Genomic DNA, 25,786 nt, shown 5'->3' with positions numbered 1-25,786 from the left:
GTGTGGTCAGGCCCTCGATCGGGATGCCAGTCCCGGCGGGGGCCGTCTCATGTCTGAGGTTGTGTGAGGCGAGCATATGCCCGGCAACCGCCCCGAAATCCACCCCAGTTGGCACAGTTCACCCTTGCGGGTGACGGGGAGCCGGAGGGGTGGGGTTGGTTGGATTTACCTCACCGGCTTTGAAGTATTTGACGTCCGCCGCCACCGAATCCCGGCCCCCCGCGACCCGGTTCCCCACGACCCGACTCCCCGCGACCCGGTGGACCCTTCCGCCCGCCGCAGCCCTAGGCGTCCGGGAACCAGCTGCGCCCCCGGGCCCAGTGGGTCGCCCAGCCCGTGAAGCCGGGGGTGCCGGGCATCACGGCGTCCGGCGACTCGGGACCGAAAGGCATCGCGCCCTCGCCCGCGATCTGCCAGACGTGGCCGCGCTGCGGCCCGGTGACGATCAAGTGCCAGTACATGCCGCACCCGTCGGTGCCCAGCAACAGCGAACCGTGGTCGAAGACGGGGGCCATCCGGGCCTCGTACTCCTGTACCGACAGCTCCTCCTCGTCGCCGTCCTCCTCCCACAGCCATGCCTCCGCGAGCGGGAAGGGCTCGGCGAGGAGGCGTTCGGGGCGGCCCGAGCCCCAGTCCAGGGGTACTTCGGCGAGCGGGAGCAACCCGTAGTGCGGAGGACCGGCGCGCAGCCCGTCGCAGATCTCCGCCACGAACGTGCGGTAGGGCTCCGGGAGCACGATGTGGTGCTCCGCCTCGAAGGACCGCACCGCCTCCCACCCAGCGGGCGGCGCCACCTCGGGGCGGGACGCGAATATCTCCCGAAGGGCGGCCAGCTCGCCCGGGTCGCATGTTTCCGTGTTCATGCCGGTCATCATGCAAGATCCGGAAGGGAGGACCCAGCTAGTAGCCGTACGGATTGAGCGCCCAGAAGCGGACGGAGTCGCCGCGACTGTCGAACCACAGGTTGGTCCGGTAGCCGGAGCCGTCGCGGTCGAGGTCCTTCGACGAGATCCACCGCGGATCCTTCGGGCCCTGGCCCTTGAGGGGCTTCTCGAACCACGAGGTGAAATCCTCGGTCGGCCCCTCGGAGACGAAGGGGTAGGTCGCCGTCAGCTCGGTCAGCTTCCCCGGCGCCAGCCGGGCCAACCCCGAGATCACCAGCTCCGGCGACGGCAGATCCCGGTCGTTGTCCCGGCTGCTCACCCACTTGGCGTCGGTGAGCGGGCCGAGCAGCGGGAACGCCTGCTCCAGCGGTGCGGTATCCGTGTGCCAGGGGTCCTTGCCGGCCCCGCCCGTCACCTCGCGCAGGGCCCACAGCACGGGCAGGACCGCCAGCCCCACCCCTGTCCCGATCAGCTTCCGCCGTTCCAACGCGTCCCCCTCAAGCCAGACTTCGGCGCACCTTATCCCTGCGGCACGGAATCGAGGAGGAGTTCGAGAAGTCGCGCCGGAGCCCGCAGCGGCAGGTAGTGGTCCGCACCGGCCACCAACTCCAGCCGCGCGCCCGGGATTCCGCCGGCGAGGCGCGCGGCGATGGCGCCGATCTCCGGATGGTCGTGATCTCCGACGACAACCACCGTCGGAACCCCGATCCGGTCCAGACGGTCTACGGCGACCTCGGTCGGGTCGAGCGCGTGCCCCTTCTCGGCGGCGGCCGCGGCCTCGGCGTTCTCCCGCACCATGGGCTCGATGACCTCGAAACCGGGGGCCCGGTCGCCCAGGCCCGCCCAGAGCGTGAGCTCCAGCTCGGCGATGCGGCGCGCGTCCGATGCGCGGTACGCCGCTGCGTACGCGTCCGTCTCAGGGGTGCGGGGCCACACGTGCCCGCCGGCGGACGCCGCGATCAGCATCAACGACCGTACCCGCTCCGGGTGTTCCAGGGAGAAGTCGAGCGCGACCTCACCCCCCATGCTCAAGCCGACGAGACCCGCGGCCCGGAAGCCGAACCGGTCCAGGACGGCCAGCAGGTCGTCCTCGTAGCGGAACGGCGCGGTCGGAGGCGTCGAGCGTCCGTGTCCCCTGGCGTCGTACCGCACCACGGTGTGGTGACGTGCCAGCCCGGCGAAGACCCGGTCCCACAGGCGGCTGTCATGGACCGATCCGTGGAGCAGCACGAGCGGAGGGCCGTCCCCGGCCTTCTCGGCCCAGATACGGCCTCCACCGCCGACGGGGATCAACTCGGTCGCCATACCCCCGATTCGATCACACCCCACCTCCGCCGGGCCAAGCGAAATCGAACCTTCCGCGGCTTCGTTCCTAGACTCCGCGCATGGACATAGTCACGTGCACCCAATGCTCCGCCACCGGCCTGGAGAAGGGCCTCCTGGACGAGATCAGCAGCCCCAGCGGATTCACCCGGTGGGTGGAGGGCGAGCTGCGCACGGGCGCCTTCGGCCGGTTCATCAAGGGCAAGAAGCGCTACCGCGTCGAGGCCGCCCGCTGCCCCCGCTGCGGCCACCTCGAACTCTTCGCCACCCAGCCCAGCGGCTGAACCGCGATGATCTTCCGCCGCGAGAACCGCGAGAACCGCGAGAACCGCGGGAAACGCGAGAACATCGACCTGCCCGAGGACCAGGGGTGTCTGCGGTGGGTGCTGGGGGTGCCCCTCGCCCTCGTCTACCTGCCCGCCGTGTACCTGTTCACGATCCTCCTGGCCGCACCGGTGGACCCGGATGACGACCGCCGTCGCGAGGACGCCGAAGCCCTGGGGTACGCGGTGGTGGGCATCACCGCCGTCGGGCTGCTGCTCTCGCTCCTCCCGGTGTACCGCCGGACCATGGGCCGGTGGTGGTACGTCCTTCCGACCCTGATGGCGGCCATCGCGTACGTCCGCGGCCGGATGCTCTGAACGCGCCGCGGACCGGGGTCACCTGCGGCGTCGGCGCCGGGGCATCAGCCATCCCGTGACGCACCCGAACAGGAGCCAGCACCCGGCGCCCACGCCCAGCGCGCCCGGCACCACGAGTTCCGTCCGGGCCAACAGCAGCCAGGCTGCGAGCACTCCGGCAGCCATTCCCACGTCGCCGGCCAGCACGGCGGCCTCGGACTCCTTCGCCCTCGAGACGGCAATGACCACCCTGCGCATGCCGAAGGCCGCGAACAGGAGCACCAGGAAGATCCCGACGCCCGCCAAGCACGCCTCCCACCACGGGACATGGGGGGCGAGCAGCAGAGAGACCAGCACCACCACGCCCGTCGCCAGCGAGAGCAGCGCTCCGAACGGCGACACCCAGTCCCGCTCCCCCACGAGGAGCGAGCTGAACCACACCACGAACCCGATGGCCAGCCCCATCACGCCTGCCCAGAATCCGGACATGACCCCGAAGCCGACCAGCTGACCCGTCGCGCTCACCGCAGGCAGGAGGAAGCCCAGCCATGACGCCCCGACCGACATGTTGGTCACGATCGGGTCGTTCGGAGCCGCCGCCTCGGCCGGCTTGGACGACTTGGACGACTTGGACGGCTCGGAGGACTTGGGCGGCTCGGACGACGCGGACGGCTCGGACGACTTGGGCGAAGGGGCCCCCGGGCCGGGGCCGGGACGGGAACCCGGCGCCGGACGCGGCACCGGACCCGGCTCACGGACCCGCCCGGGCCGCTCGGCCGCCGTCCGGGTCGTCCGCCCCGCGGCGTCGCGCGCCGTCGGAGTGGGCTGCGGGGCAGGACCCCGCCGGTCGGCGGGCCCCAACACCGCACGCAGCAGCTCGGCCGTGTCGGCGGCGCTCGGCGGCCGGTCGGCCACGTCCTTGCTCAGCAGCTGCAGGACCAGCCGGTTCAGCCCGACGGGCACTTCGGGGCGCCGGGCCCGTGCCGGTACCGGGGCCTGGTTCGCGTGCTGGGCGAGGATCTCCCAGCCCGTCCCGGAGAACGGCGGGGCGCCGGTGAGCAGTTCGTAGAGCACGCACCCCAGCCCGTACAGGTCGCTGCGTGCGTCGAGTTCCTCGCCGCGGGCCTGTTCGGGCGACATGTACGCGGGGGTGCCGGTCACCGAGCCGGTGGTCGTCAGGCCCTGGAGGCCGCTCTGCCGGGCGATCCCGAAATCGCAGATCTTGATCCGTCCCGCGTCGGTGAGCAGGATGTTCGCGGGTTTGATGTCACGGTGGACGATGCCCGCGCCGTGGGCTGCCTGGAGCCCTTCGCAGATCTGCACGCCCCAGCGCACCGCGTCCTCGACCGCCACCCGGCCGCCCTTCTCCCCGAGGGGCCGGCCGTGGACGAGTTCCATCACCAGGTAGACGACGGTCCGGCCGTCGAGGGACGTCTCGCCGACGTCGTGCACGGACACCACGTGCGGGTCCGTGAGGGACGCGGCCGCCCGTGCCTCCGCGCGCAGCCGCAGGGCGAGTTTGTCGTCCCCGGGCCTGGAGATGAGCTTGACGGCCACGTCCCGCTCCAGGGCCAGGTCGCGGCCGCGCCACACCTCCCCCATCCCGCCGGCCCCGATCAGCCCGGCCAGCTCGTACCGGCCCGCTAACTTCGTGCCGTTCACCCACGTACCCCCAACTCGCCCGATCCACCGTGCAATGCGATCCCACGCAATGCGATGCGATGCGATGCACTGTAGGACCTGGCACGGCCAACGCCACAGCCCCCGCCCGGACGGGGGCGGGGGCTGCGGCGAGTTGTGCGGCGCGTGTGCGGCGGGGCGGTGACGTCAGGCGGAGACGAGCACCTTCTCCGAACCGGCACCTGCGTCGGCGTCGGTGTCCGTGGCCGGCTCGGCCGGGGCCGGGTCGTCCAGCGGGGAGGAGGAGGCGGTCGCGTAGGCCACCTTGTCCAGGATGCCCTCGCGGGCCGCGACGATCAACGGCGAGACAATTTGGCCGGCCACGTTGGTGGCGGTGCGCATCATGTCCAGGATCGGGTCGATCGCCATCAGCAGGCCGACGCCCTCCAGCGGGAGGCCCAGCGTGGAGAGGGTCAGGGTCAGCATGACCGTGGCGCCCGTCAGACCCGCCGTGGCGGCGGAGCCGACGACCGAGACGAAGGCGATCAGCAGGTAGTCGCCGATGCCCAGTTGCACGTCGAAGATCTGCGCGATGAAGATCGCGGCGAGCGCCGGGTAGATCGCGGCGCAGCCGTCCATCTTGGTGGTGGCGCCGAACGGGACGGCGAAGGAGGCGTACTCCTTCGGGACGCCGAGGCGCTCGGTGACCTTCTGGGTGACCGGCATGGTGCCGACCGAGGAGCGCGAGACGAAGGCCAGCTGGATGGCCGGCCAGGCGCCCTTGAAGAACTGGAGCGGGCTGACCTTGGCGACGGTGGCGAGCAGCAGCGGGTAGACGCCGAACATCACCAGGGCGCAGCCGATGTACACGTCGGCGGTGAAGGTCGCGTACTTGCCGAGGAGGTCCCAGCCGTACGTGGCGATCGCGGTGCCGATGAGGCCCACGGTGCCGAGCGGGGCGAGGCGGATGACCCACCACAGGGCCTTCTGGAGCAGCTCCAGCACGGATTCGGCGACGGTCAGCACGGGCTGGGCCTTGCTGCCCAGTTGGAGGGCGGCGATACCGGCGACGGCGGCGAGGAAGACGATCTGCAGGACGTTCAGCTCGGTGAACGGCGTGATGATGTCCTTCGGCACGATGCCGGTCAGGAAGTCCAGCCAGGACCCGTGGCGCTTGGGCAGCTTGCCGTCCTGCGGGGTGAGGCCGGTGCCGGAGCCCGGGTTGGTGAGCAGGCCGATGCCGAGGCCGATGGCGACCGCGATCAGCGACGTGATCATGAACCAGAGCAGGGTGCGCGAGGCGAGCCGCGCGGCGTTGTTGACCTTCCGCAGGTTGGTGATGGACACCAGGATCGCGAAGAAGACGAGCGGGGCGACGGCCAGCTTCAGCAGCTGGACGAAGATGTCGCCGATCTGCTCCAGGGTGGTGCCGAGCCAGCTGATGTCCTGGCTGCGGGAGACCCAGCCGAGGAGGACGCCGAGCACGAGGCCGGTGACTATCTGGGCCCAGAAGGGGAATCGGAACGAGGACTTCTTCGCGGGGACCTTGGCCGGGGCCTCGGGGGCCTCTGCGGCAGGGGTCTGCGGTGACGCGGACACGGACACTCTCCGGGTGGTTCTGCGGTGCGTGCGGTGGGGGTGGTGATGCGGTGCGGCAGCACCCGGAAGGACGAAGAGCCGGGCGGCGGACCGCTGCTGCGGCGGGGGCTGGTCGCGGGGACTCAGCGACAGCAGCAACAGGCCGCGGACGCGCGGCGACAGAGGTCGACGTGCAGGCGCGCCACGAGCGGAACGCTCGTGGTCATCGGGTGCGCAGCTGCGGTCAACATGTTGAGCACGCTAACACTTCTTCTTTGGGAATCTCAAAGGGTCCCTTTGAGCAGAGGCCCTGCGAGGGGGCCCAAAAACGCCGAAAACCCCGGCGGTACGGGGTGAACCCGCGGCCGAGGCATTTCGATGTGTGATGCAGCTAACTACAAGCTGCCGGTCCTACTGGCTCAGGCGCGCGGCGTCGTCGGCCACGTCCTCCTGGCTGCGGTTCGCGGCGAGCTTGTCCTTCGCGCCGGCGACGCGCCCGGAGATCGCGGCGGACATCTCGTCACGCTGCTTGCGCAGCAGGACGAAGGAGAGCGGGGCGGAGATCACGAGGGCGAGCAGCACGACCCAGGCGGGGTTGGCGTCGCCGAGGCCGGAGGGCACCCAGCCCAGCCGGACCATGCCCGCGACGAAGACGAGGGACCCGACGAAGATCACCAGGCGCATCGCGGTGTACCGGATCGTCGCGTTGGGCTTGAGGGACACGGTGACCCCTACTCTCTCTTCGTCCGTTCGCCGCTTTTACGTCGGCTCGTTCCCGTCCAGTGAAGCACGCCGGAGTCCCGCTCCGGCCCGCCGGGGTCACCCGGCGGGCAGCCCCGCAGGTCAGTGCGGGGACACGTCGGCGCAGGGGCGGGTCACTACAGGGACAGCAGGAGGGTGACGTCGTCGCGGTCGTCGCCGGGGGCCACGCGGATGGCGCCGGGGACGCGGCCGACCTCCTTGTAGCCGCACGCCTCGTAGAAGCGCTCCAGGCCCGCCCCGCCCCGGCAGCCGAGGAGGAGCCTCTCGATGCCCCCGATCGCGCGGGCGGCGTCGGCGACGGCGGCCATCAACGCGCGGCCGAGGCCGTGGCCCTGGAGGGCGGGGTCGACCATGACGGTGTAGACCCAGGCCCCGTGCTTCTGGAGCCGGTGCTGGTTGGGGACGATGACGGCGGTGGCGCGGACCCGGCCGTCGGTGTCGCGCCCGACGAGCAGCCGGCTGCGGCCCTCAGCGGCGGCGGCGAGGTGCTTGTCCAGCTCGGGGCGGACGTCCTCGACGGTGACGGGCGGCACGAAGCCGACCGCGCCGCCGGCGTTGGACACGTCGGTCCAGAGCTGGGCGAACCCTTCGACCAGGGCGGGGTCGACGACCGGATCGAAGGCAAATGTAAGGGTCATCAGGCCAGAGTAGCCATTACTCAATCCGGTACGCAAAAGGCCCCGGCCCCCCGAAAGGGGAACCGGGGCCCCGGCGTCGGAGGTCAGACGCGCATCGCCTGCGGGGTCTCGCGCAGGTTCGCGTCCGGGCCCGGGTACTCGCGGATGATCTCGTAGCGCGTGTTGCGCTCGACCGGGCGGAAGCCCGCGTCGCGGATCAGCTCCAGCAGGTCCTCGCGGCCCAGCTTGTTCGGGGTGCCGTAGTTGTCGGCGTCGTGCGTGATCTTGTACTCGACGACCGAGCCGTCCATGTCGTCCGCGCCGTGCTGGAGCGCCAGCTGGGCGGTCTGCACGCCGTGCATCACCCAGAAGACCTTGACGTGCGGGACGTTGTCGAAGAGGAGGCGGGAGACCGCGAAGGTCTTCAGCGCCTCCGCGCCCGTCGCCATCGTCGTACGCGCCTGGAGCTTGTTGCGCACCTTGCCGTCCTTCATGTCCACGAAGTCGTGCTGGTAGCGCAGCGGGATGAAGACCTGGAAACCGCCGGTCTCGTCCTGCAGTTCGCGCAGCCGCAGTACGTGGTCCACGCGGTGGCGCGGCTCCTCGATGTGCCCGTAGAGCATGGTCGAAGGGGTCTTGAGGCCCTTCGAGTGCGCCAGGCGGTGGATGCGCGACCAGTCTTCCCAGTGGGTGCGGTGGTCGACGATGTGCTGGCGGACCTCCCAGTCGAAGATCTCCGCACCGCCGCCGGTGAGCGATTCCAGACCGGCCTCGATCAGCTCGTCCAGGATGTCGGAGGCCGACATGCCGGAGATCGTCTCGAAGTGGTGGATCTCGGTCGCCGTGAACGCCTTCAGCGAGACGTTCGGCAGCGCTTCCTTCAGCGCGGAGAGCGAGCGCGGGTAGTACCGCCACGGCAGGCTGGGGTGCAGGCCGTTGACGATGTGCAGCTCGGTGAGGTTCTCGTTCTCCATGGTCTTGGCCAGGCGAACGGCTTCCTCGATGCGCATCGTGTACGCGTCCTTCTCGCCCGGCTTGCGCTGGAACGAGCAGTAGGCGCACGAAGCGGTGCACACGTTCGTCATGTTGAGGTGACGGTTGACGTTGAAGTGGACGACGTCGCCGTTCTTGCGCGTGCGCACCTCGTGGGCGAGGCCGCCGAGCCAGGCCAGGTCGTCCGACTCGTAGAGGGCGATGCCGTCCTCACGGGTCAGCCGCTCGCCGGAGCGAACCTTCTCCTCCAGCTCACGCTTGAGCCCAGCGTCCATGCCGGTCCTCTCCATCTGTCCTCGTGTTCCTCGTGCCCTAGACCGCCCCCACCGTACTCTCAGCCCTCCTCGGGCAGCCCCCCGACCCGGTTCTCCCACTTGGTGGAGAGCACGATCGTGGTGCGCGTGCGCGAGACGCCCTTGGTGCTGGAGAGCTTGCGGATGATCTTCTCCAGACCGTCCACGTCGCCCGCCCGGACCTTGAGCATGTACGAGTCGTCGCCGGCGATGAACCAGCAGTCCTCGATCTCCGTGAGGTCGCGCAGCCGACGGGCCACGTCCTCGTGGTCCGCGGCGTCGGAGAGCGAGATGCCGATGAGCGCCGTGACGCCGAGGCCGAGCGAGGCCGCGTCCACGGTCGCCCGGTAGCCGGTGATGACCCCGGCGGTTTCCAGCCGGTTGATCCGGTCGGTGACGCTGGGGCCGGAGAGGCCCACGAGCCGGCCCAGCTCCGCGTACGAGGCACGTCCGTTCTCACGAAGTGCCTGGATGAGCTGCCTGTCCACCGCGTCCATATACCTGGAGCCTTCCATTATTCGGCGATCCCACCAGTTTACGTATAGAATCAAAGGCACACAGGGTCGACACCCTGTGAATCTTTCAACAGATCAACGATGATCTGACAATTTTCAGGAGTGGTTCACCGTGTACACGATCGAGATGGCCTACGCGCACATGCGACAGCTCCAGGAGCTGGCCAACCGATCCCGCACCGACCAGCCCGCCGCCGCCCACCGCGTCGACAAGACCCGCAAGCCGGGGCGCAGCAAGAAGCGCTAAGCACCGCCGCTTGCCCCGCTTGACCCGCTCGACCCGCTCGACCCCTGAGGAAGGCGGGAGCCTCCGAGCTCCCCCTTCCACCGGCGGTACAGCTGATGCGGCACCCCTGCCGCGTCGAGCACCCGCCCCGCGACGAAATCCACCAGATCCTGGATGTGCGTCGCACCCGCGTAGAACGCCGGAGAGGCGGGCAGCACCACTGCGCCCGCCTCGTCCAGCGTCACCAGATGCTTCAGCGTCTGCCCGTTCAGCGGGGTCTCCCGCACCGCGACCACCAGTCGGCGCCGCTCCTTGAGCGTCACGCTCGCCACCCGCTGGAGCAGGTCCTTCGACAGCCCGAGCGCCACTCCCGCCACACAGGCCGTGGACGCGGGCACGATCAGCATCCCCTTGACCAGATACGAGCCGCTGCTCGGTCCGGCGGCCAGGTCGCCGGCGCCCCAGTAGCGGACGCCGTCCAGTTCCGGCCTCCCGAACGTGGCGGGCTTCCCGTCCGCCCCGCGTTCCAGCCATTCGGCCAGGTCGTCCCGCCAGTGCGCGTCGCGGAAGGCGATCCCCGTCTCGTCCAGCAGCGTCAGGCGCGAGGCCCGGCTCACCACCAGGTCCACGCTCTCGCCCGCCGCCAGCAGCCCGCGGAGCACGGCCGCCGCGTACGGCGTCCCGGACGCCCCGGAAACCCCGACCACCCACGGGGTGCGCTTGCCCTCAGTCATACCTCCGAGACTATCCGGCCACCGGGAATGGGCACTGGCTAAGGTGGCCGGACGTTCAAGGGGTGGACACATGCGGGTGAGAGCGGGGGCGGGGGCGCCATGAGCGACGTGCGAAGGACTCGCGGTACGAGCGACGCGGGCGGCGCGGGCGGCGCGGGCCGTCCCGGCGGCGCGCGCCCGGGAGTCCGGACCGGGCTCGACCGGGCCAAGGCCGCCGGTCTGCTGATGCTGGGCTGGGTCGCGCTGCTGTGGCTGATCGAGCTCGTCGACTACGCCACCGGCCACGCCCTCGACGCCTACGGGATCACCCCGCGCGAAGCGGACGGCCTGACCGCGATCCCCCTGGCCCCGTTCCTGCACTTCGGCTTCGACCACCTGGCCTCGAACAGCGTCCCGCTGCTGGTCCTCGGCTTCGTCACCGCCCTCAGCGGGATACGCCGCTTCCTGGCCGTCTGCGCCGCGATCGTCCTCGCCGACGGGCTGGCGGTCTGGCTGATATCCCCGTCCCACAGCATCACCGCGGGCGCCTCGGGCCTGATCTTCGGCCTCTTCGGCTACCTGCTGATACGCGGCTTCGTGGAGCGCAGCCCGCTCGGCGTCGTGGTGGCCGTGGTGATCGCGACGGTCTGGGGCACCACGTTCCTGGCCGGAGCCCTCCCGGCGGACTCGACGGTCAGCTGGCAGGCCCACCTCTTCGGCCTGATGGCCGGCGCGGGCGTGGCCGCGCTGACTCGCCCGCGCGTGGCGGTGGCGGCCTAGGCGGTGCCGGGGTCGACGGGCAACGCGGCCGTGTCCACCGAGACCTCGCCGATGCCCGTCTCCACGGTGACCGTCCCCCCGTACGGGAAGACGTCGCGTCCCCGGTACCCGTCGGGCCCCGGGTTCCACAGGGTCGTGCACTGGGCCTTGTACGGGTCGAAGATCAGGTAGTGCGGGATACCGCGCCGGGCGTAGGCCCGGTCCTTGACCTCGTAGTCATTGCGCACGCTGCTCGGGGAGACGACCTCGATGACCAGCTCGACCAGGTCGGGCGGGTAGGCGCTGAGGTTCCTGTCCTCCTCCGTGGCGGGAATCACCGCGAGGTCCGGGCAGAACTCGTTGTCGCCGTCGAACGGGACCGCGACGTCGCTGATGAAGCCCCACTCATCGGACAACTGAGCCTCGAACGCCCTCCACACAGCAAAGACGGTGGCGTTGTCGCTCGGCCTCAGCGGAGTCATCACGACGGCGCCCTCGACGATCTCCGTGCGGTGACCGGGAAACATGTCCTCGAACCTGCTGAGTCGTGAGTGCAGAGGCTGACCTTCGGGCGTGGTCACGACCGCACGCTAGCGCCCCGGCAGGCCGCGAACCGCCGGATCCGACAGGCACACACGATCGAGTTACAGGGACAGACCCCGGGACACCAAGTCCGCCAGGGCGCAGACGAAGAGCGCCATGCCGATGAACCCGTTCACCGTGAAGAACGCCCTGTTCAGGCGGGACAGGTCGTGCGGCCTGACGATGGTGTGCTCGTAGAGGAAGGCCCCTACGACGATCAGCAGGCCGAACCAGAACCGCAGCCCGGCGTCCGTCTCAACCGCGTACCAGGCCAGCAGGGCCGTGGTGACGACGTGCGCGCCGCGGGCGCCCCACAGGGCGGCCGGGATGCCGAAGCGGGCCGGGACGGACTTGACGCCCTCCGCCCGGTCGGCGGCCACGTCCTGGCAGGCGAAGATCAGGTCGAAGCCGCCGATCCACACGCCGACCGCGAGGCCGAGGATGACGGCGTCCCACGACCACTCGCCGGTGACCGCGAGCCAGGCCCCGATCGGACCCATCGCCTGGGCGATGCCCAGGATGACGTGCGGGAAGTTCGTGAACCGCTTCCCGTACGGGTACACCACCATCGGTACGACGGCGATCGGCGCCAGCATCAGGCAGAGCGGGTTGAGCAAGGCCGCCGCGCCGAGGAAGACGACCAGGGCGACCCCGGCGCCGGTCCACGCCGAGCGCACCGAGACCGCGCCCGTCACCAGCTCCCGCGTGGCGGTGCGCGGATTGCGGGCGTCGATCTCCCGGTCGATGATCCGGTTGGCGGCCATCGCGAAGGTCCGCAGCCCGACCATGCAGACGGTGACGAGCAGCAGCTTGCCCCAGTGCATGCTCTTGTCGAGCGTGAACATGGCGGTGAGCGCGGCGATGTAGGCGAAGGGCAGCGCGAAGACCGAGTGCTCGATCATCACGAGCCTCAGGAAGGCCTTGACCTTGCCGGCCGGCCGCGGCGCCGGGCCGGACGAGCCGATCAGTTCGTCGGCGGTCGTCATCATGCGAGGGCTCTCCGGAACTCTTCGAGGTCGGCCAGCAGTTCCGCCGCCGCGAGCGCGCCCAGCTCCAGGGTCTGGGGGGCGGCGCCGTCTTCGTGGCCCTCGGGCGGGGTGACGCGGGCGGTGACCACCCAGGTGTCGCCGGCCGGGCGGGCTTCGAGGTGCAGGAAGTTGCCGGCCTCGGCGGTGAAGGGCTCGGCCGCCGCCAGGGAGCGCTGGAGCTGCTCCGCGAAGTCGTCGGCCTCGATGTCGCGGGCTCCGGGCAGTTCGAAGCCGTCGCCCTCGCCGTCCTCGTCGAGCATCAGGGCCCAGACGTTGCCGGGTCCCGCGAACTCCTCCGGTGACACGCCCGCCTGCTCGGCGGCCAGGCGGACGCCCGGGTCCGCCGGGTCGAGCTCCGGGCGCACCAGGGCCACGTAGACCGTGTCGGTGCCGATGAAGAGGGCCGGGCCCCCCATTGCGATCGGGCTCACAGGCCGTACTCCTTCCAGCGACTGTCCACCAGGGCGGCCGTAGCCGGGTCGGACTCGACCATGTCAGGCCAGCCGCCGTCCCGGGTGTAACCCTCCGTCGGCAGCTTCTTCGTGGCGTCGATGCCCGCCTTGCCGCCCCAGAACTGCTGGTAGGAGGCGTGGTCCAGGTGGTCGACCGGGCCCTCCACGACGGTGAGGTCGCGGGAGTAGTCCGTATTGCCCAGCGCCCGCCAGGAGACCTCGTGGAGGTCGTGGACGTCGCAGTCCTTGTCCACCACGATGATCAGCTTGGTCAGCGACATCATGTGGGCGCCCCAGATGGCGTGCATGACCTTCTGCGCGTGCTTGGGGTACTTCTTGTCGATCGAGACGATCGCACAGTTGTGGAAGCCGCCCGATTCGGGGAGGTGGTAGTCCACGATGTCCGGCACGATGATCTTGAGCAGCGGCAGGAAGAAGCGTTCCGTCGCGCGGCCCAGCGGGCCGTCCTCGGTCGGCGGGCGGCCGACCACGATCGACTGGATCAGCGGACGCCTGCGCATCGTCACGCAGTCGATCTTCAGCGCGGGGAAGGGCTCCTGCGGGGTGTAGAAGCCGGTGTGGTCGCCGAAGGGGCCTTCGGGGAGCGTCTCCCCGGGCTCCAGCCAGCCCTCGATGACCACCTCGGCGTTGGCCGGGACCTGGAGCGGGACCGTCTTGCAGTCCACCATCTCGATCCGCTTGCCCGCCACGAACCCGGCGAAGAGGTACTCGTCGATGTCGCCCGGCAGCGGCGCGGTCGAGGCGTACGTCACGGCCGGCGGGCAGCCGAAGGCGATCGCGACCGGCAGCCGCTCGCCGCGGGCCGCGGCGACCGCGTAGTGGTTGCGGCTGTCCTTGTGGATCTGCCAGTGCATGCCGATGGTGCGCTTGTCGTGGCGCTGGAGGCGGTACAGGCCGAGGTTGCGCACGCCCGTCTCCGGGTGCTTGGTGTGCGTCAGGCCCAGGTTGAAGAAGGACCCGCCGTCCTTGGGCCAGGTGAAGAGGGCCGGCAGCTGGTCCAGGTCCACGTCGTCCCCGGTGAGGACGACCTCCTGGACGGGCGCGGACTCGCCCTTCACCTTCTTCGGCGGCACGTGCACCATCGAGCCGAGCTTGCCGAAGGCCTCGCGGACGCCGATGAAGCCCTGGGGCAGCTCGGGCTTGAGCAGGCCGCCGATCTTCTCGCTGATCTCGGCGTACGACTTGAGGCCGAGGGCCTTGAGCAGTCGCCGGTCGGTCCCGAAGACGTTCATGGCCAGCGGCATCGCCGAGCCCTTGACGTTCTCGAAGAGCAGCGCGGGTCCGCCCGCCTTGTTCACTCTGTCGACGATCTCCCCGACCTCTAGGTACGGGTCCACTTCGGCCTTGATGCGCTTGAGGTCGCCCTCCCGCTCCAGGGCCCGGAGCAGCGAGCGGAGATCGTCGTAAGCCATGGGGCCCAGTATCGGTCACCGGCTACGCTTGACGTATCACCGGGGCCGTCGATTCGAGCCCCGCCATTGCTTTCAGGGGGCTGTTCCGCATGATCAGGGCGCTGATGTTCATCCTGCCGCTGGCGCTGACGATCTACGCGTTCATCGACTGCCTCAACACCCCCGAGGACGAGGCCAAGCACCTCCCCAAGGTCGTCTGGGTCATCATCATCCTGCTCTTCTGGATCGTCGGCCCGATCGTCTGGTTCGCCGCGGGCAAGATGCGCACCGTCCCGGCCGGCGGCCGCACCCCCTCCGAGTGGCACCGCGGCCACCGCCACGAGTGGGTCGCCCCCGACGACAACCCGGAGTTCCTCAAGGCCCTCCGCGAGGAGAACAAGAAGGACGAGAGCCTCCTCAAGGACTGGGAGGCGGACCTGCGCCGCCGCGAGGAGGAGCTCAAGCGGCGCGAGCAGGGCGAGGGCAAGGACTGAGCCCTACGGGGCATGGCCCCATGGGGCCCAGCCGGCCGGACAGCCGGACATGCGAACGGGGCCGCAGCCACCCCTCAGGGCGGCCGCGGCCCCGTAAGGGCTGCGGGTCGGACTCCGGCGTCAGACTCCGGCGTACGAGTGCTTGCCGTTCAGCAGGATGTTGACGCCGTAGTAGTTCCAGATCCAGCACGCGAACGCGAACAGCGCCAGGTACGCGGCCTTGCGGCCCTTCCAGCCGGCCGTGGCACGGGCGTGCAGGTAGCAGGCGTAGGCGACCCAGGTGACGAAGGACCAGACCTCCTTGGGGTCCCAGCCCCAGTAGCGGCCCCACGCGTCGCCCGCCCAGATCGCGCCCGCGATGATCGTGAAGGTCCACAGCGGGAAGACGGCCGCGTTGATGCGGTACGAGAACTTGTCGAGCGAGGCCGCCGAGGGCAGCCGCTCCATGACCGAGGTGGCGAAGCGGCCCGGCTGGCCGCCGCCCGCGAGCTTGCCCTCGTAGGAGTCGCGGAACAGGTACAGGACCGCGCCGGCCGCGCCGATGTAGAAGACCGCGCCGCAGAAGATCGCGGTGGAGACGTGGATGTACAGCCAGTACGAGTGCAGGGCCGGGACCAGCTGGTCGCTGTCCGTGTAGAGCACCGTGGTGGCGATGCCCAGGTCCAGCAGGACGGTGGTGACCAGGAGCAGGCCGAGCCAGCGGACGTTCTTCTTCAGCACCAGGAGCGCCAGGTACGTACCGACGGCCACCGTGGAGAAGGTGATCGAGAATTCGTACATGTTGCCCCAGGGGGCCCGCTCCACCGACATCGCGCGGGCGACGACGCCGCCCGTCGCGAGCAGGAAGCCGAGGGTGGTCAGCGAGACCGCGATCCGCCCGTACAGGTCGCCCTGGACCGTGCCGCCGGCCGCGCCGGGGCCGTCCGGGACGTCGCGGGTGCCGGCGGCGCTGCGCGTGACCACCTTCGGCTTGTCGAGGACGGCGGTGCCCCCCTTGCTCCGCACCTGCACGGCGGGCGCCTCGGCCTGCGACGTGGTGGTGAGCGCGGCGGCCGTACGGGCCACCTTGCTGCGGCTGCCGAAGATCCACTCGGCGATGTGGGCGAGGAAGGCGAGGGTGTAGACCGCCATCGACGCATAGATGAGGTTGTTGCTGAGGTGGGCCAGACTCTCGTTGGTTGCGGCCGCGAGCTGCATCACGCGCGCTCCCCTTCGACTACTTCGGCTGCTTCGGCAGGTGCTGCGACAGGTGGGGCGGGCGCCGCGCTCGGCGCCTGCTCGTGGAGCGCGCCGGCCAGCGCCGACAGCTCCTCGGGAAGCTTGGCGGACTCGCTGCGGCCGAGGCCCGCCATCTCGACGACGGTCACGCCGTCCTTCCCGGTGACCGCCCGGACCCAGATCCGGCGGCGCTGGATGAACAGGGAGCCCGCGAGCCCCCCGATGGCGGCGATGGCGCCCGCGAGGGCGAGACCGCTGCCGGGCTGCTGGGTGATCGAGAAGGTGGCCCAGCGCTCGATGCCCTCGAACTTCACGACTCCCTCGCCGCCCGGCAGGTTCATCGACTCGCCGAGGAGCAGCCGCTGGGTGAAGAGCTTGCCGTCCTCGCCCTTGAACATCTCCATCTTGGACGTGTCCAGCTGGTAGACGTTCTGCGGCAGGCCCGAGTCCACGCCGAGACTGCCGTGGTACGCGTTGAGCGCGAGGGCGGGCGAGTCCAGCTCCGGGAACTGGGAGAACATCGTGCCGTGGCCCGCGCCCGCGAACGTCGGCACGAAGACGGCCTGGAAGCCGAGCTGCTCGGACTTGCCGTCCTTGTTCTTGTACCCGTCGGTGACCTTGACGGCTCCCGAGGAGGTCAGGTTGGCGTCCTGCGGCAGCATCGGCACGGCGTCCTTGTAGATCACCTTGCCGGTGGAATCGGTCACCGAGATGATCGGCGCGTAGCCGTGGCCGAGCAGGTAGACCTTGGAGCCGTCCACCTCCAGCGGCTTGTTGACCTGGATCTCGCGCTTCTCCGGCTCGCCGTGCGCGCCGTTGGTGAAGGTGACGTACGCCTTGAAGTCGCGCGGGGTGCCCTTCTGCGGGCCGCTGCGCTCGTAGGTGGAGTCGAACTTGTCCAGGGTGAAGGAGAACGGCGGCAGGTCCTCGGGGTCGAAGAGGCTGCCGGACTTGAAGTCGTCGTACTGGGTGAGCGTGTTCGAGAAGCCCTGGCCGCGCAGGACGAGCTTGCCGCCCTCGGACCTCAGGTACTGGCCCCAGGCGAAGGCGACGAGCATCACGATCAGCGCGACGTGGAACATCAGGTTCCCGGCCTCGCGCAGGTAGCCCTTCTCCGCGGAGACCGATCCCTGGCCGGCCTCCGTCCGGAAGCGGCGGCCGCCGAGCAGGGTCCGGGCGTACGAGAGCACCTCGTCCGGGGACTTGTCCGTACGCCACGTCGTGTACGCGGGCATCCGGTCGAGCCGCCTGGGCGCGCCCGGCGGGCGGCCGCGGAGCTGGCCCACGAACTGCCAGGAGCGCGGCAGGATGCAGCCGATCAGCGAGATGAACAGCAGCAGGTAGATCGCGGAGAACCACACCGAGCTGTAGACGTCGAAGAGCTGGAGCTTCTCGGCGAGCCCGGCCCAGGAGGCGTGCTCCTTCTTCCAGGCGGCGACCTTCATCAGGTCGACCTGGTTCTGCGGGACCAGCGAGCCCGGGATGGACGCCAGGGACAGCAGGAAGAGCAGGATCAGCGCCACCCGCATGGAGGTGAGCTGGCGCCAGAACCAGCGGACCCAGCCGAGCACACCGATGCCCACGGGTCCGCCGGGGGCGTCCTCCAGGGGTGCGGTGGACAGCTGCGCGCCGGCGGCCGCTTCGGCGGAGGCCTCCGCCGAGGCCTCGGCGGAACCGTCGGAATCGTTCGGCGCCCCCAAGGGCGCGTTGTCGGTCGTACTCATGTCCGTGTAGTCCTCAGATCCCCACCGTGAAGCCTTGGGTCCAGCTCTGCATGTCGCTGACGATGCTGCTCCACATTCCTGTGACGAGCAGCAGACCGGTCAGGATCAGCATGCCGCCGCCGATGCGCATCACCCACGCGTAGTGCTTCTTCACCCAGCCGAACGCGCCGAGCGCCTTGCGGAAGGCGAGGGCGGTGGCGATGAAGGGCAGTCCCAGTCCCAGGCAGAACACGGTGGTCAGCAGTGCGCCGCGGCCCGCCGTGGCCTGGTCGAGGGAGAGCGTGTTGACGGCCGCGAGGGTCGGTCCCATGCAGGGGGTCCAGCCGAGGCCGAAGAGCACTCCGAGAACGGGCGCGCCGACCATGCCGGCGGCCGGCTTCTTGTGGAAGCGGAACTCGCGCATCGTCAGGCCGGGGATCGCGCCCATGAAGAACAGGCCGAGCACGATGACCAGGCCGCCCAGGACGCGGGAGATGAGGTCCTTGTTCGCGGCGAGGGTTTCCCCGAAGTAGCCGAAGAGCGCGCCGGTGGAGACGAAGACGGCCGTGAAGCCGAGGACGAACAGGCTCGCGCCGCCCAGCATCCGGCCGCGCCGGGCCTCGGCGAGGTCGGCGCCGCCGACGCCGGTCACGTAGGACAGGTAGCCGGGGACCAGCGGCAGCACGCAGGGCGAGAAGAAGGAGACCAGTCCGGCCAGCAGCGCGAGCGGCAGCGCCAGCAGCAGCGCGCCGTTCAGGACGGTCGTGTTGACGCCGGTGCCGCCGGTCGGGTCGGCGGCGAGGAGTACCTGGGAGAGCTCGGTGACCACGAGGTCACTTCTCCGCGAGGACGGGCTCGATCATCGAGCGCAGCTGCTCCTCGTTGACGGCCGCCAGGGTGCGGGCGGCGATCTTGCCGTCCTTGTCGAGGACGATCGTGGAGGGGATGGCCTGCGGGTTCAGCGCGCCCTTGGGGAAGCGCAGGATCTGCTTGCCGTCCGGGTCGAAGAGGCTGGGGTAGGCGATCTTGTAGGTCTCTTCGAAGGAGACGGCGTTCTGCTTGCTGTTGTCCCGGGTGTTGAGGCCGACGAAGGCGACGTCCTTGCCCGCGTCCGCCATCTCCTGGGAGACCTTGGCGAAGTTCGGGGCTTCGGCGCGGCACGGCGGGCACCAGGAGCCCCAGACGTTGAGGACGACGACCTTGCCCTTGAGGGTGGTGGTGTCCAGGGTCTTGCCGTCGACCGTCTCGCCGTCGAGCTTGGGGGCGTCGATCCGGTCGGCCTTGGCGACGGTGGAGACGCCGTTGGAGCCGGTCACGTAGTTGCCTCCGGCGGAACCGGAGGTTTTGCTGCCGCTGCCCGAATCGCCGCACGCCGTAAGGGTGAGGGCGCTTGCGAGGGTCACCGCGGTCAGCAGGATGGCGCGGCCGCTGGTCGAGCGGCTGCGGCGGGGGGCGCGGCTAAGGCTCATGTGAAAAGTTTCGCATGACCGGTTTGCCGATCTTCCGCGCCCCCCGAAGGTGTGTTAAGCCGCTGGTCAGGTGCGGGTCAGACGCCCGTGAGATACGTGGCCCAGCCACCGGTCGGCGACTGGCCGGGACCCAACGTGCGCAGTTTGTCCAGAACCTTGGGGTTCTGGACGTCCAGCCAGTCGGCGAACTGCCGGAAGGATACGAGCCGTACGTCCTTTTTGTCCGCCATGCCCTTGAGCGCCTCCTCCACGGCGTCCATGTAGATCCCGCCGTTCCACTCCTCGAAGTGGTTGCCGATGAAGAGCGGCGCACGGTTGGTCTCGTAGGCCCGCTTGAAGCCGCCGAGGTAGGAGGCGGTGGCCTGGGAGCGCCAGGCCGGGTAGTTGGACGGGGCGCCCCTGGTGGTGTTCTTGGACTGGTTGGCGAGGATGTTGTAGTCCATCGACAGCACTTCGAAGGAGTGCCCGGGGAACGGCATCGACTGCAGCGGCAGGTCCCACAGGCCCCCGCGCTTGACCGGCCACTGCTGGAGGCCGCCGGGCGAGCTGGAGTCGTAGCGCCAGCCCAGCTTCTGCGCGGTCGGCAGCAGGTTGTCCTGGCCGAGCAGGCAGGGGGTGCGGGAGCCGATCAGCTCCTTGCGGTAGTCGAAGGGCAGCGGTTCGAGGTCGGTGAAGCCGGTGTTGGTCCGCCAGTTGGTGACGAACGACACGGCCTGGTCGATCTCGCTCTGCCAGTCCTCCGGGGTCCACTTGCCGACCGAGCCGGACCCGCCGCAGAAGTGGCCGTTGAAGTGGGTTCCTATTTCGTGGCCGTCCAGCCAGGCCTCGCGCACGCACTTGAGGGTGTTGCGGACGTTCTCGTCCTTGAGGTAGCCGATGTCGGAGGCGCCGACGGGGTTGTTCGGCGGCCGGTAGAGGTCCTTCTTGGACTCGGGCAGGAGGTAGAGGCCCGAGAGGAAGAAGGTCATCCCCGCGCCGTGGTCCTTGGCGAGCTTGAGGAAGCGGGGGAAGAGGCCGTTGCCGATCTCGCCCGCGCCGTCCCAGCTGAACACCACGAACTGGGGCGGGGTCTCGCCCGGCTGGAGGGGTACGGGGGCGGGCGGCTGGTGGGGCTGCGGTCCGGTGTCGGCGGTGGAGCCGTCGCCGATCAGCCTGACCGCAGGCTGGCCCGGCTTCACGGTTCCACCGCCCGCGCCGGGGTCGTTCTTCTTCGGGCCGGGGTTGCCTTGGCCGGAGTCGTCGCCGGAACCGCACCCCGCGATGCCCATCGCGGCGGCAGCTCCGAGTCCCAGGCCGATCGCTCCCCTTCGGCTGAAATCGCGCACATGGCTCATATAAGTCACATAAGCCGACATACGGACGGGAGCCGTCGCGACGCGCGACAACTCCCGTCCAATTTGTATGAAATTAGGGCAAAGCGATGCCGAGGGGTCCGCGGGTTACGCGCCGAACGCCTTCGACTTCCCCTTCACCGGCTTCGCTCCGGCCAGGAGATGCGCCGGGACCAGGTCCCGGGCCGGCTCGCTGTAGCCCACCGACACCAACTTGTCGCCCTGGTACGTGAACGAGGTCAGCGAAGCCAGCGTGCACTGGCGGCGGCGCGGGTCGTGCCACAGCCGCCGCTTCTCCGCGAAGCTCCGTACGATCCAGATCGGCAGCTGGTGGCTGACCGCCACCGCCTCGTGGCCGCGGGCGGCGTCACGGGCGGTCTCGATCGCGCTCATCATCCGGACGACCTGCTCCACGTACGGCTCGCCCCAGGACGGCTTGAACGGGTTCGTCAGGTGCTTCCAGTTCTCCGGCTTGCGCAGCGCGCCGTCGCCGACCCCGAAGGTCTTCCCCTCGAAGACGTTGCCCGCCTCGATGAGGCGGCCGTCGGTCGCCAGGTCCAGCCCGTGCGACTTGGCGATCGGCGCCGCCGTCTCCTGCGCCCGCTCCAGCGGGGAGGCCACGACGTGGGTCACGTCCCGGCCCTCCAGGTGCTCCGCGACCCGGTCCGCCATCTTGCGGCCCAGGTCGGAGAGGTGGTACCCGGGGCGGCGGCCGTAGAGGACCCCCTCCGGGTTGTGCACCTCTCCGTGGCGCACGACGTGGACGACGGTGATCTCGGCACTGCCTTCGGCGCTCATGCGGTGGCCTCCGCGGCGGCTCGGGCGGCGGCCGGCAGGGCGGCCGCGATCCGCTCGATCGCCTTCTCGTCGTGGGTGGTGGAAACGAACCACGACTCGAACGCCGAAGGCGGCAGGTAGACGCCCTGCGCCAGCATCGAGTGGAAGAAGCCGTTGAAGCGGAAGGCCTCCTGCTTCTTCGCGTCGTCGTAGTTGCGGACCTCGTCCTCGGTGAAGAAGACCGAGAACATGTTGGAGGCCGTCTGCAGCCGGTGCGCGACGCCCTCCTTGGTGAGCGCGGCCGTCACCAGCCCCTGGATCTCCTTGGACACCGCGTCGACCTTGACGTACGCCGCCTCGTCCAGCAGCCGCAGCTGCGCGAGGCCCGCGGCGGTCGCGATCGGGTTACCGGAGAGCGTGCCCGCCTGGTAGACCGGACCGGCCGGAGCCAGGTGGCCCATCACGTCGGCGCGGCCGCCGAACGCCGCGGCCGGGAAGCCGCCGCCCATGACCTTGCCGAAGGTCATCAGGTCGGGCTTGACCCCGTCCACGCCGTACCAGCCGGCCCGCGAGGTACGGAAACCCGTCATGACCTCGTCGGAGATGTACAGGGCACCGTTCGCCCGGCACAGGTCGGCGAGGCCCTGGTTGAACCCCTCGCCCGGGGTGACCACGCCCATGTTGCCCGGCGCGGCCTCGGTGATCACGCAGGCGATCTCGCCCGGGTGCGCGGCGAAGGCCGCCCGCACCGCTTCGAGGTCGTTGTAGGGGAGCACGATCGTGTCCCCGGCCTGCGCACCCGTCACGCCCGGGGTGTCCGGCAGCGCGAAGGTCGCGAGCCCGGATCCGGCGGCGGCCAGCAGCGAGTCCACGTGCCCGTGGTAGCAGCCGGCGAACTTGACGATCTTGGCGCGGCCGGTGAACCCGCGGGCGAGGCGGATCGCGGACATGGTCGCCTCGGTGCCGGAGGACACCAGGCGGACCTGCTCCACGGGCTCGATCCGCGCGACGATCTCCTCGGCGAGCGCGACCTCCCCCTCACCGGGGGTACCGAAGGAGGTGCCGCGGACGACGGCGGCCTGGATGGCCTCCACCACGGCCGGGTGGGCGTGGCCGAGGATCATCGGCCCCCACGAGCAGACCAGGTCGACGTACTCGCGGCCGTCGGCATCGGTCAGGTACGGACCGGTACCGGACACCATGAACCTGGGCGTTCCGCCCACGGCGCGGAACGCACGCACGGGAGAGTTCACGCCGCCAGGCGTCACGAGGGACGCGCGGTCAAAGAGAGTCTGCGAGACTTTGGCTTCATACGGGTACGGGTAGCTCACACCAGCCATGGTCTCATCAGGCCGCGACTGACTTGCGGACGGGCGTTTCACCGCGCCGCCCCGGGGGAGGTCACTGCCATGATGATCAGGCTGCGTGGCGGGGGTCACGGGGCCGGGGCAGGCAAGACCAGTCGGGTGGAGATATGCAACGCGGTGGTGGACCGGGCGAGGGCACGGACGGCCTGGATCCGCAGCGCGCCCGCGAACGTCGCCGCGGCAAGCACCGCCGCCGCGTCACGGACGCGGCAGAACCCGTACCGGGCCCCACGCAGGACCCCGACGGCCTCCCCAGGGGCCGCGGCATGGGCGTGACGTACAAGTACTTCGGCGCACCCGACGGCGCCACCGCCGCCCGGGTGCCGGTGACGATGCGGCCCGAGGAACTGGGCGGCGACGAACTCGGCATGGGCGGCCTGTTCAGCAAGATCAAGCCGGAGACCGTCGCGGCGATGGTCCTGACCGGCATCGAGGGCATACCCCTGCACAAGGTGCCCCCGCTGGAGCTGGTCGTCCTGCACCCCGACTACGCCGTCGTCAAACTCCCGATGACCGTGGTCGACCCGCTGCGCGGCATCGGCGAGGAGTCCGTCGGCGCGGCCGCCTTCATCTGGTCCACGGTCCCCGACCGCGGCGGCCCCCGCGACGCCTTCAACGTCTACCAGCTGCTCCACGAGTGGCAGGACTTCTCCCACCGCCTCCACGAGGCCGGGCACCAGCCGTACTGCCTGGTCTGGCCCTGACAGTCGAAATCCGGCCATTGGGCCCGCCCATCGAGGCCGAACGGACGGCGGCGCGGGCCGCACCGATTCGCTAGGCTCGAACCATGTCTGACATGTCTCGCCTTTGCTGGTGGCGCTCCTCTTAGGAGCGGCCACGGCATTCACGTACCCCTGGGCCGCCGAACGGACGGCCCACCGGTATGCACTCCCACGCTGCCGCCGTCGCCGGCCGACCCGTTCGGCGGTCTTCGACCGAGCAGCAGGAGAGCACGCATGACGACCACGCAGACGACAGAGCAGACCACCGAGCAGACCCCCCTCGACATCGTCGGCGGGGCCCGGCGCCGCAGCGCCGGACTGGAAGAGCAGATCCGGCACGATCCCGGGCGGTTCCGGGTCCTGACCGGGGACCGCCCCACGGGCCGACTCCACCTGGGCCACTACTTCGGGACGCTCCAGTCCCGCGTCCGGCTCCAGGACGCCGGAGTCGACACCTTCCTGGTGATCGCCGACTACCAGGTCCTCACCGACCGGGACGTCGCCGAGCGCCTGTCGGAGCACGTGGAGGACCTGCTCCTCGACTACCTGGCCGCCGGGATCGATCCGGCCCGCTCCACCGTCTTCGCCCACAGCGCGCTGCCCGCCCTCAACCAGCTGCTGCTGCCGTTCCTGTCCCTGGTCTCGGTGGCCGAGCTCGGCCGCAACCCGACCGTGAAGGACGAGATCGCGCACTCCCGCCAGGCGGCGGTCTCGGGCCTGATGTTCACCTATCCGGTGCACCAGGCCGCCGACATCCTCTTCTGCAAGGCCAACCTCGTACCGGTCGGCCAGGACCAGCTCCCCCACCTGGAGGTCACTCGGACGGTGGCCCGCCGCTTCAACGACCGCTACGGGCGCCAGGGGGGCCATCGGGGCGAGGCCGGCCAGGTCTTCCCCGAGCCCGAGGCCCTGCTGTCGGCGGCGCCGCTGCTGCTGGGCACCGACGGCACGAAGATGAGCAAGTCCCGCGGCAACGCCATCGCACTCGCCGACACCGCGGACGAGACGGCCCGGCTGATCAAGGGCGCGAAGACCGACGGCGAGCGGCACATCTCCTACGACCCCCTCGCCCGGCCCGAGGTCGGCAGCCTGCTGCTGCTCGCGGCGCTCTGCCAGGGCCGCACCCCCGAGGCGGTCGCGGCGGAGATCGGCGACGGCGGCGCGGCCGCGCTCAAGCGCGTGGTCACCGAGTCCGTCAACGAACACCTCGCCCCGCTGCGGGCCCGCCGCGCCGAGTACGCCCGCGACCTGGGCCACGTGCGCCGGATCCTGCGCGAGGGCAACGAGCGGGCGAACGCGGTGGCCGAGGCCACCTTGGAGGAGGTCCGGGAGGCCATGGGCACCCGGTACTGACCGCCTGCCCCCGGTCCCCCGGCGCCCGACGGTGTCCTGTCCTCAGGACACCGTCAGGACGATGCGGCCGCGGGCTCCGCCCTCCGCCAGGCGGGCGTGGGCCTTGGCCGCCTCCGCCAGGGCAAAGGTCTCGCCCGCCCGGAGCGTCAGCTCCCCCGCGTCGACCAGCGCCACCAGCCGGGCCAGGTGCTCGCCGTCCGCCGCGACCTCCTGTTCCACCACGCGGACGCCCCGCTCCGCCGCCGGGGCGCCGCCGGGGCGCAGGCCCACGTAGACCCCGCCTTCGCGGACGTGGGCCAGGGCCGCCGCGCCCAGTACCGCCGCGTCCACCACCCCGTCCACCGGGCCGGCCGGGGCCGAGCCCCTGGGGACGAAGGCGGTCGCGCCGAGGGTGCGTACGAGGGCCTCGTCGTCCGCTCCCGCCAGGGCGGTCACCGCGTACCCGGCCCGCGCGGCCAGCTGCACGGCGAGTCCGCCGACCACCCCGGCCGCGCCCGTGACCAGGACCGAAGCCCCCGGGGCGAGCCCCAGGAGGTCCACCGCGCGGGCGGCGGTCAGCCCGCTCAGGGGCAGCGCGGCCGCGCTGACCGGGTCGGCCGAGGCGGGGGCCGCCGCTATCGCGGAGGCGTCGAGGACCACGTACTGCGCGTGGGTGCCCAGCGGCTTGACCGGGCCGTAGTGCAGGCCGACCACCGGGTCGGAGAGCGCCCAGCCGCTCACGCCCGCGCCGATCCCGTCGATCTCGCCCGCCACGTCCCACCCGAAGCCGAGCCGCTGCCCCGCGCCGCCGAAGATCCCGGCGCGGACGGCGCCGTCGACCGGGTTCAGGCCGGCCGCCCGGACCCGGACGCGGACCTGGCCGGCGCCGGGCCGCGGGACCGGCACCTCCACGAGCTCGATCTGCTCGGGTCCGCCGAAACCGTCCACGACGACGGCCTGCATGGTGGGGGTGGTCTCGTTGATACTCATGATCGT

The 25,786-nt window shown here is 70.5% G+C and carries 30 protein-coding genes; 7 read left to right on the top strand and 23 right to left on the bottom strand.

Features of this window, described 5'->3' with window-relative positions:
- Positions 1–284: 284 nt before the first annotated feature.
- The 3 genes from OG490_RS21745 to OG490_RS21735 are packed head-to-tail and all read right to left on the bottom strand — an operon-like array spanning position 285 to position 2,189.
- Positions 285–875, bottom strand: coding sequence for an SMI1/KNR4 family protein (locus tag OG490_RS21745; protein WP_330297968.1), 591 nt, complete (start codon positions 873–875; stop codon positions 285–287).
- A 25-nt stretch (positions 876–900) separates the two neighbouring features.
- Positions 901–1,371: a hypothetical protein gene (locus OG490_RS21740; RefSeq protein ID WP_330297967.1), complete on the bottom strand. Its 471-nt coding sequence runs from the start codon at positions 1,369–1,371 to the stop codon at positions 901–903.
- Positions 1,372–1,403: 32 nt separating this feature from the next.
- Positions 1,404–2,189, bottom strand: coding sequence for an alpha/beta fold hydrolase (locus tag OG490_RS21735; RefSeq protein ID WP_330297966.1), 786 nt, complete (start codon positions 2,187–2,189; stop codon positions 1,404–1,406).
- A gap of 80 nt (positions 2,190–2,269) precedes the next feature.
- Between OG490_RS21735 and OG490_RS21730 the strand changes: the two genes are divergently transcribed.
- Positions 2,270–2,491 carry a hypothetical protein gene (locus OG490_RS21730; protein WP_330297965.1) on the top strand — a complete coding sequence of 74 codons (222 nt, stop codon included), beginning with the start codon at positions 2,270–2,272 and terminating at the stop codon, positions 2,489–2,491.
- 6 nt (positions 2,492–2,497) lie between these two features.
- Positions 2,498–2,848 carry a hypothetical protein gene (locus tag OG490_RS21725; RefSeq protein ID WP_330297964.1) on the top strand — a complete coding sequence of 117 codons (351 nt, stop codon included), beginning with the start codon at positions 2,498–2,500 and terminating at the stop codon, positions 2,846–2,848.
- Positions 2,849–2,866: 18 nt separating this feature from the next.
- On the opposite strand, the gene OG490_RS21720 is transcribed toward OG490_RS21725, so the two are convergent.
- The 7 genes from OG490_RS21720 to OG490_RS21690 all read right to left on the bottom strand — a co-directional run bounded on the left by OG490_RS21720 (position 2,867) and on the right by OG490_RS21690 (position 9,187).
- A complete protein-coding gene (locus tag OG490_RS21720; protein ID WP_330297963.1) occupies positions 2,867–4,489 on the bottom strand; it encodes a serine/threonine-protein kinase in 1,623 nt (540 codons plus the stop codon).
- Positions 4,490–4,654: 165 nt separating this feature from the next.
- Positions 4,655–6,052 carry a dicarboxylate/amino acid:cation symporter gene (locus tag OG490_RS21715; RefSeq protein ID WP_330297962.1) on the bottom strand — a complete coding sequence of 466 codons (1,398 nt, stop codon included), beginning with the start codon at positions 6,050–6,052 and terminating at the stop codon, positions 4,655–4,657.
- Between the two features lie 116 nt (positions 6,053–6,168).
- On the bottom strand, positions 6,169–6,252 hold the full coding sequence (locus OG490_RS21710) for a putative leader peptide (protein ID WP_330301006.1): 84 nt from the start codon (positions 6,250–6,252) through the stop codon (positions 6,169–6,171).
- A gap of 184 nt (positions 6,253–6,436) precedes the next feature.
- Positions 6,437–6,709, bottom strand: coding sequence for a DUF4229 domain-containing protein (locus OG490_RS21705; RefSeq protein WP_371619752.1), 273 nt, complete (start codon positions 6,707–6,709; stop codon positions 6,437–6,439).
- Positions 6,710–6,903: 194 nt separating this feature from the next.
- A complete protein-coding gene (locus tag OG490_RS21700) occupies positions 6,904–7,425 on the bottom strand; it encodes a GNAT family N-acetyltransferase (RefSeq protein ID WP_330297960.1) in 522 nt (173 codons plus the stop codon).
- Between the two features lie 83 nt (positions 7,426–7,508).
- Positions 7,509–8,672, bottom strand: a complete 1,164-nt coding sequence (mqnE, locus tag OG490_RS21695) for an aminofutalosine synthase MqnE (RefSeq protein WP_330297959.1) — start codon at positions 8,670–8,672, stop codon at positions 7,509–7,511.
- A 59-nt stretch (positions 8,673–8,731) separates the two neighbouring features.
- Complete coding sequence (locus OG490_RS21690) at positions 8,732–9,187, bottom strand: Lrp/AsnC family transcriptional regulator (RefSeq protein WP_330297958.1); 456 nt, start codon at positions 9,185–9,187, stop codon at positions 8,732–8,734.
- A 130-nt stretch (positions 9,188–9,317) separates the two neighbouring features.
- Between OG490_RS21690 and OG490_RS21685 the strand changes: the two genes are divergently transcribed.
- Positions 9,318–9,452: a hypothetical protein gene (locus OG490_RS21685; protein WP_266785800.1), complete on the top strand. Its 135-nt coding sequence runs from the start codon at positions 9,318–9,320 to the stop codon at positions 9,450–9,452.
- On the opposite strand, the gene OG490_RS21680 is transcribed toward OG490_RS21685, so the two are convergent.
- Positions 9,449–10,165: a UbiX family flavin prenyltransferase gene (locus OG490_RS21680; protein WP_330297957.1), complete on the bottom strand. Its 717-nt coding sequence runs from the start codon at positions 10,163–10,165 to the stop codon at positions 9,449–9,451. The two genes, OG490_RS21685 and OG490_RS21680, sit on opposite strands and share 4 nt — an antisense overlap.
- Before the next feature lie 99 nt (positions 10,166–10,264).
- Here OG490_RS21680 and OG490_RS21675 point away from each other — a divergent pair, with 99 nt between their 5' ends.
- Complete coding sequence (locus tag OG490_RS21675) at positions 10,265–10,924, top strand: rhomboid family intramembrane serine protease (RefSeq protein ID WP_443065852.1); 660 nt, start codon at positions 10,265–10,267, stop codon at positions 10,922–10,924.
- Here OG490_RS21675 and OG490_RS21670 read toward each other — a convergent pair.
- From OG490_RS21670 to OG490_RS21655, 4 genes are all read right to left on the bottom strand, one after another.
- On the bottom strand, positions 10,921–11,430 hold the full coding sequence (locus tag OG490_RS21670; RefSeq protein WP_330297956.1) for a Uma2 family endonuclease: 510 nt from the start codon (positions 11,428–11,430) through the stop codon (positions 10,921–10,923). The two genes, OG490_RS21675 and OG490_RS21670, sit on opposite strands and share 4 nt — an antisense overlap.
- Before the next feature lie 117 nt (positions 11,431–11,547).
- Entirely contained in the window at positions 11,548–12,474 is a 927-nt protein-coding gene (gene mqnP, locus OG490_RS21665; RefSeq protein WP_330297955.1) for a menaquinone biosynthesis prenyltransferase MqnP, read from the bottom strand.
- On the bottom strand, positions 12,471–12,944 hold the full coding sequence (locus tag OG490_RS21660) for a hypothetical protein (protein WP_330297954.1): 474 nt from the start codon (positions 12,942–12,944) through the stop codon (positions 12,471–12,473). Before OG490_RS21660 ends, mqnP begins: the two co-directional genes overlap by 4 nt.
- Positions 12,941–14,398, bottom strand: a complete 1,458-nt coding sequence (locus OG490_RS21655; RefSeq protein ID WP_330297953.1) for a menaquinone biosynthesis decarboxylase — start codon at positions 14,396–14,398, stop codon at positions 12,941–12,943. Before OG490_RS21655 ends, OG490_RS21660 begins: the two co-directional genes overlap by 4 nt.
- An 89-nt stretch (positions 14,399–14,487) precedes the next feature.
- On the opposite strand from OG490_RS21655, the gene OG490_RS21650 reads away from it, so the two are divergent.
- Entirely contained in the window at positions 14,488–14,871 is a 384-nt protein-coding gene (locus OG490_RS21650; RefSeq protein ID WP_330297952.1) for a PLD nuclease N-terminal domain-containing protein, read from the top strand.
- A gap of 120 nt (positions 14,872–14,991) precedes the next feature.
- Here OG490_RS21650 and ccsB read toward each other — a convergent pair whose 3' ends face one another.
- From ccsB to hemL, 7 genes are all read right to left on the bottom strand, one after another.
- Entirely contained in the window at positions 14,992–16,068 is a 1,077-nt protein-coding gene (ccsB, locus tag OG490_RS21645) for a c-type cytochrome biogenesis protein CcsB (protein WP_330301004.1), read from the bottom strand.
- On the bottom strand, positions 16,068–17,813 hold the full coding sequence (gene resB, locus OG490_RS21640) for a cytochrome c biogenesis protein ResB (RefSeq protein ID WP_330297951.1): 1,746 nt from the start codon (positions 17,811–17,813) through the stop codon (positions 16,068–16,070). Before resB ends, ccsB begins: the two co-directional genes overlap by 1 nt.
- 13 nt (positions 17,814–17,826) lie before the next feature.
- Positions 17,827–18,621 carry a cytochrome c biogenesis CcdA family protein gene (locus OG490_RS21635; protein ID WP_330297950.1) on the bottom strand — a complete coding sequence of 265 codons (795 nt, stop codon included), beginning with the start codon at positions 18,619–18,621 and terminating at the stop codon, positions 17,827–17,829.
- Positions 18,622–18,625: 4 nt separating this feature from the next.
- Positions 18,626–19,261 carry a TlpA family protein disulfide reductase gene (locus OG490_RS21630; protein ID WP_330297949.1) on the bottom strand — a complete coding sequence of 212 codons (636 nt, stop codon included), beginning with the start codon at positions 19,259–19,261 and terminating at the stop codon, positions 18,626–18,628.
- Positions 19,262–19,338: 77 nt separating this feature from the next.
- Positions 19,339–20,586 (bottom strand): hypothetical protein, encoded by a 1,248-nt coding sequence (locus OG490_RS21625; RefSeq protein WP_330297948.1) that lies wholly within the window; start codon positions 20,584–20,586, stop codon positions 19,339–19,341.
- Positions 20,587–20,700: 114 nt separating this feature from the next.
- Positions 20,701–21,348, bottom strand: a complete 648-nt coding sequence (locus tag OG490_RS21620; RefSeq protein WP_371619749.1) for a histidine phosphatase family protein — start codon at positions 21,346–21,348, stop codon at positions 20,701–20,703.
- A 38-nt stretch (positions 21,349–21,386) separates the two neighbouring features.
- Positions 21,387–22,709 (bottom strand): glutamate-1-semialdehyde 2,1-aminomutase, encoded by a 1,323-nt coding sequence (hemL, locus tag OG490_RS21615; RefSeq protein WP_330297946.1) that lies wholly within the window; start codon positions 22,707–22,709, stop codon positions 21,387–21,389.
- Between the two features lie 293 nt (positions 22,710–23,002).
- Here hemL and OG490_RS21610 point away from each other — a divergent pair, with 293 nt between their 5' ends.
- Both OG490_RS21610 and trpS read left to right on the top strand, forming a co-directional pair.
- Positions 23,003–23,440 (top strand): hypothetical protein, encoded by a 438-nt coding sequence (locus OG490_RS21610; RefSeq protein WP_267724140.1) that lies wholly within the window; start codon positions 23,003–23,005, stop codon positions 23,438–23,440.
- 252 nt (positions 23,441–23,692) lie between these two features.
- Positions 23,693–24,811 (top strand): tryptophan--tRNA ligase, encoded by a 1,119-nt coding sequence (trpS, locus tag OG490_RS21605; protein ID WP_330297945.1) that lies wholly within the window; start codon positions 23,693–23,695, stop codon positions 24,809–24,811.
- Positions 24,812–24,853: 42 nt separating this feature from the next.
- On the opposite strand, the gene OG490_RS21600 is transcribed toward trpS, so the two are convergent.
- Positions 24,854–25,753 carry an NADP-dependent oxidoreductase gene (locus OG490_RS21600; protein ID WP_330301003.1) on the bottom strand — a complete coding sequence of 300 codons (900 nt, stop codon included), beginning with the start codon at positions 25,751–25,753 and terminating at the stop codon, positions 24,854–24,856.
- Positions 25,754–25,786 lie beyond the last annotated feature (33 nt).

This window comes from Streptomyces sp. NBC_00503 (assembly GCF_036346895.1).
Classification (GTDB): Bacteria; Actinomycetota; Actinomycetes; order Streptomycetales; family Streptomycetaceae; genus Streptomyces.
Note: the sequence above shows the minus strand (reverse complement) of the source record. Positions and strands in the feature narration are given on the sequence as shown.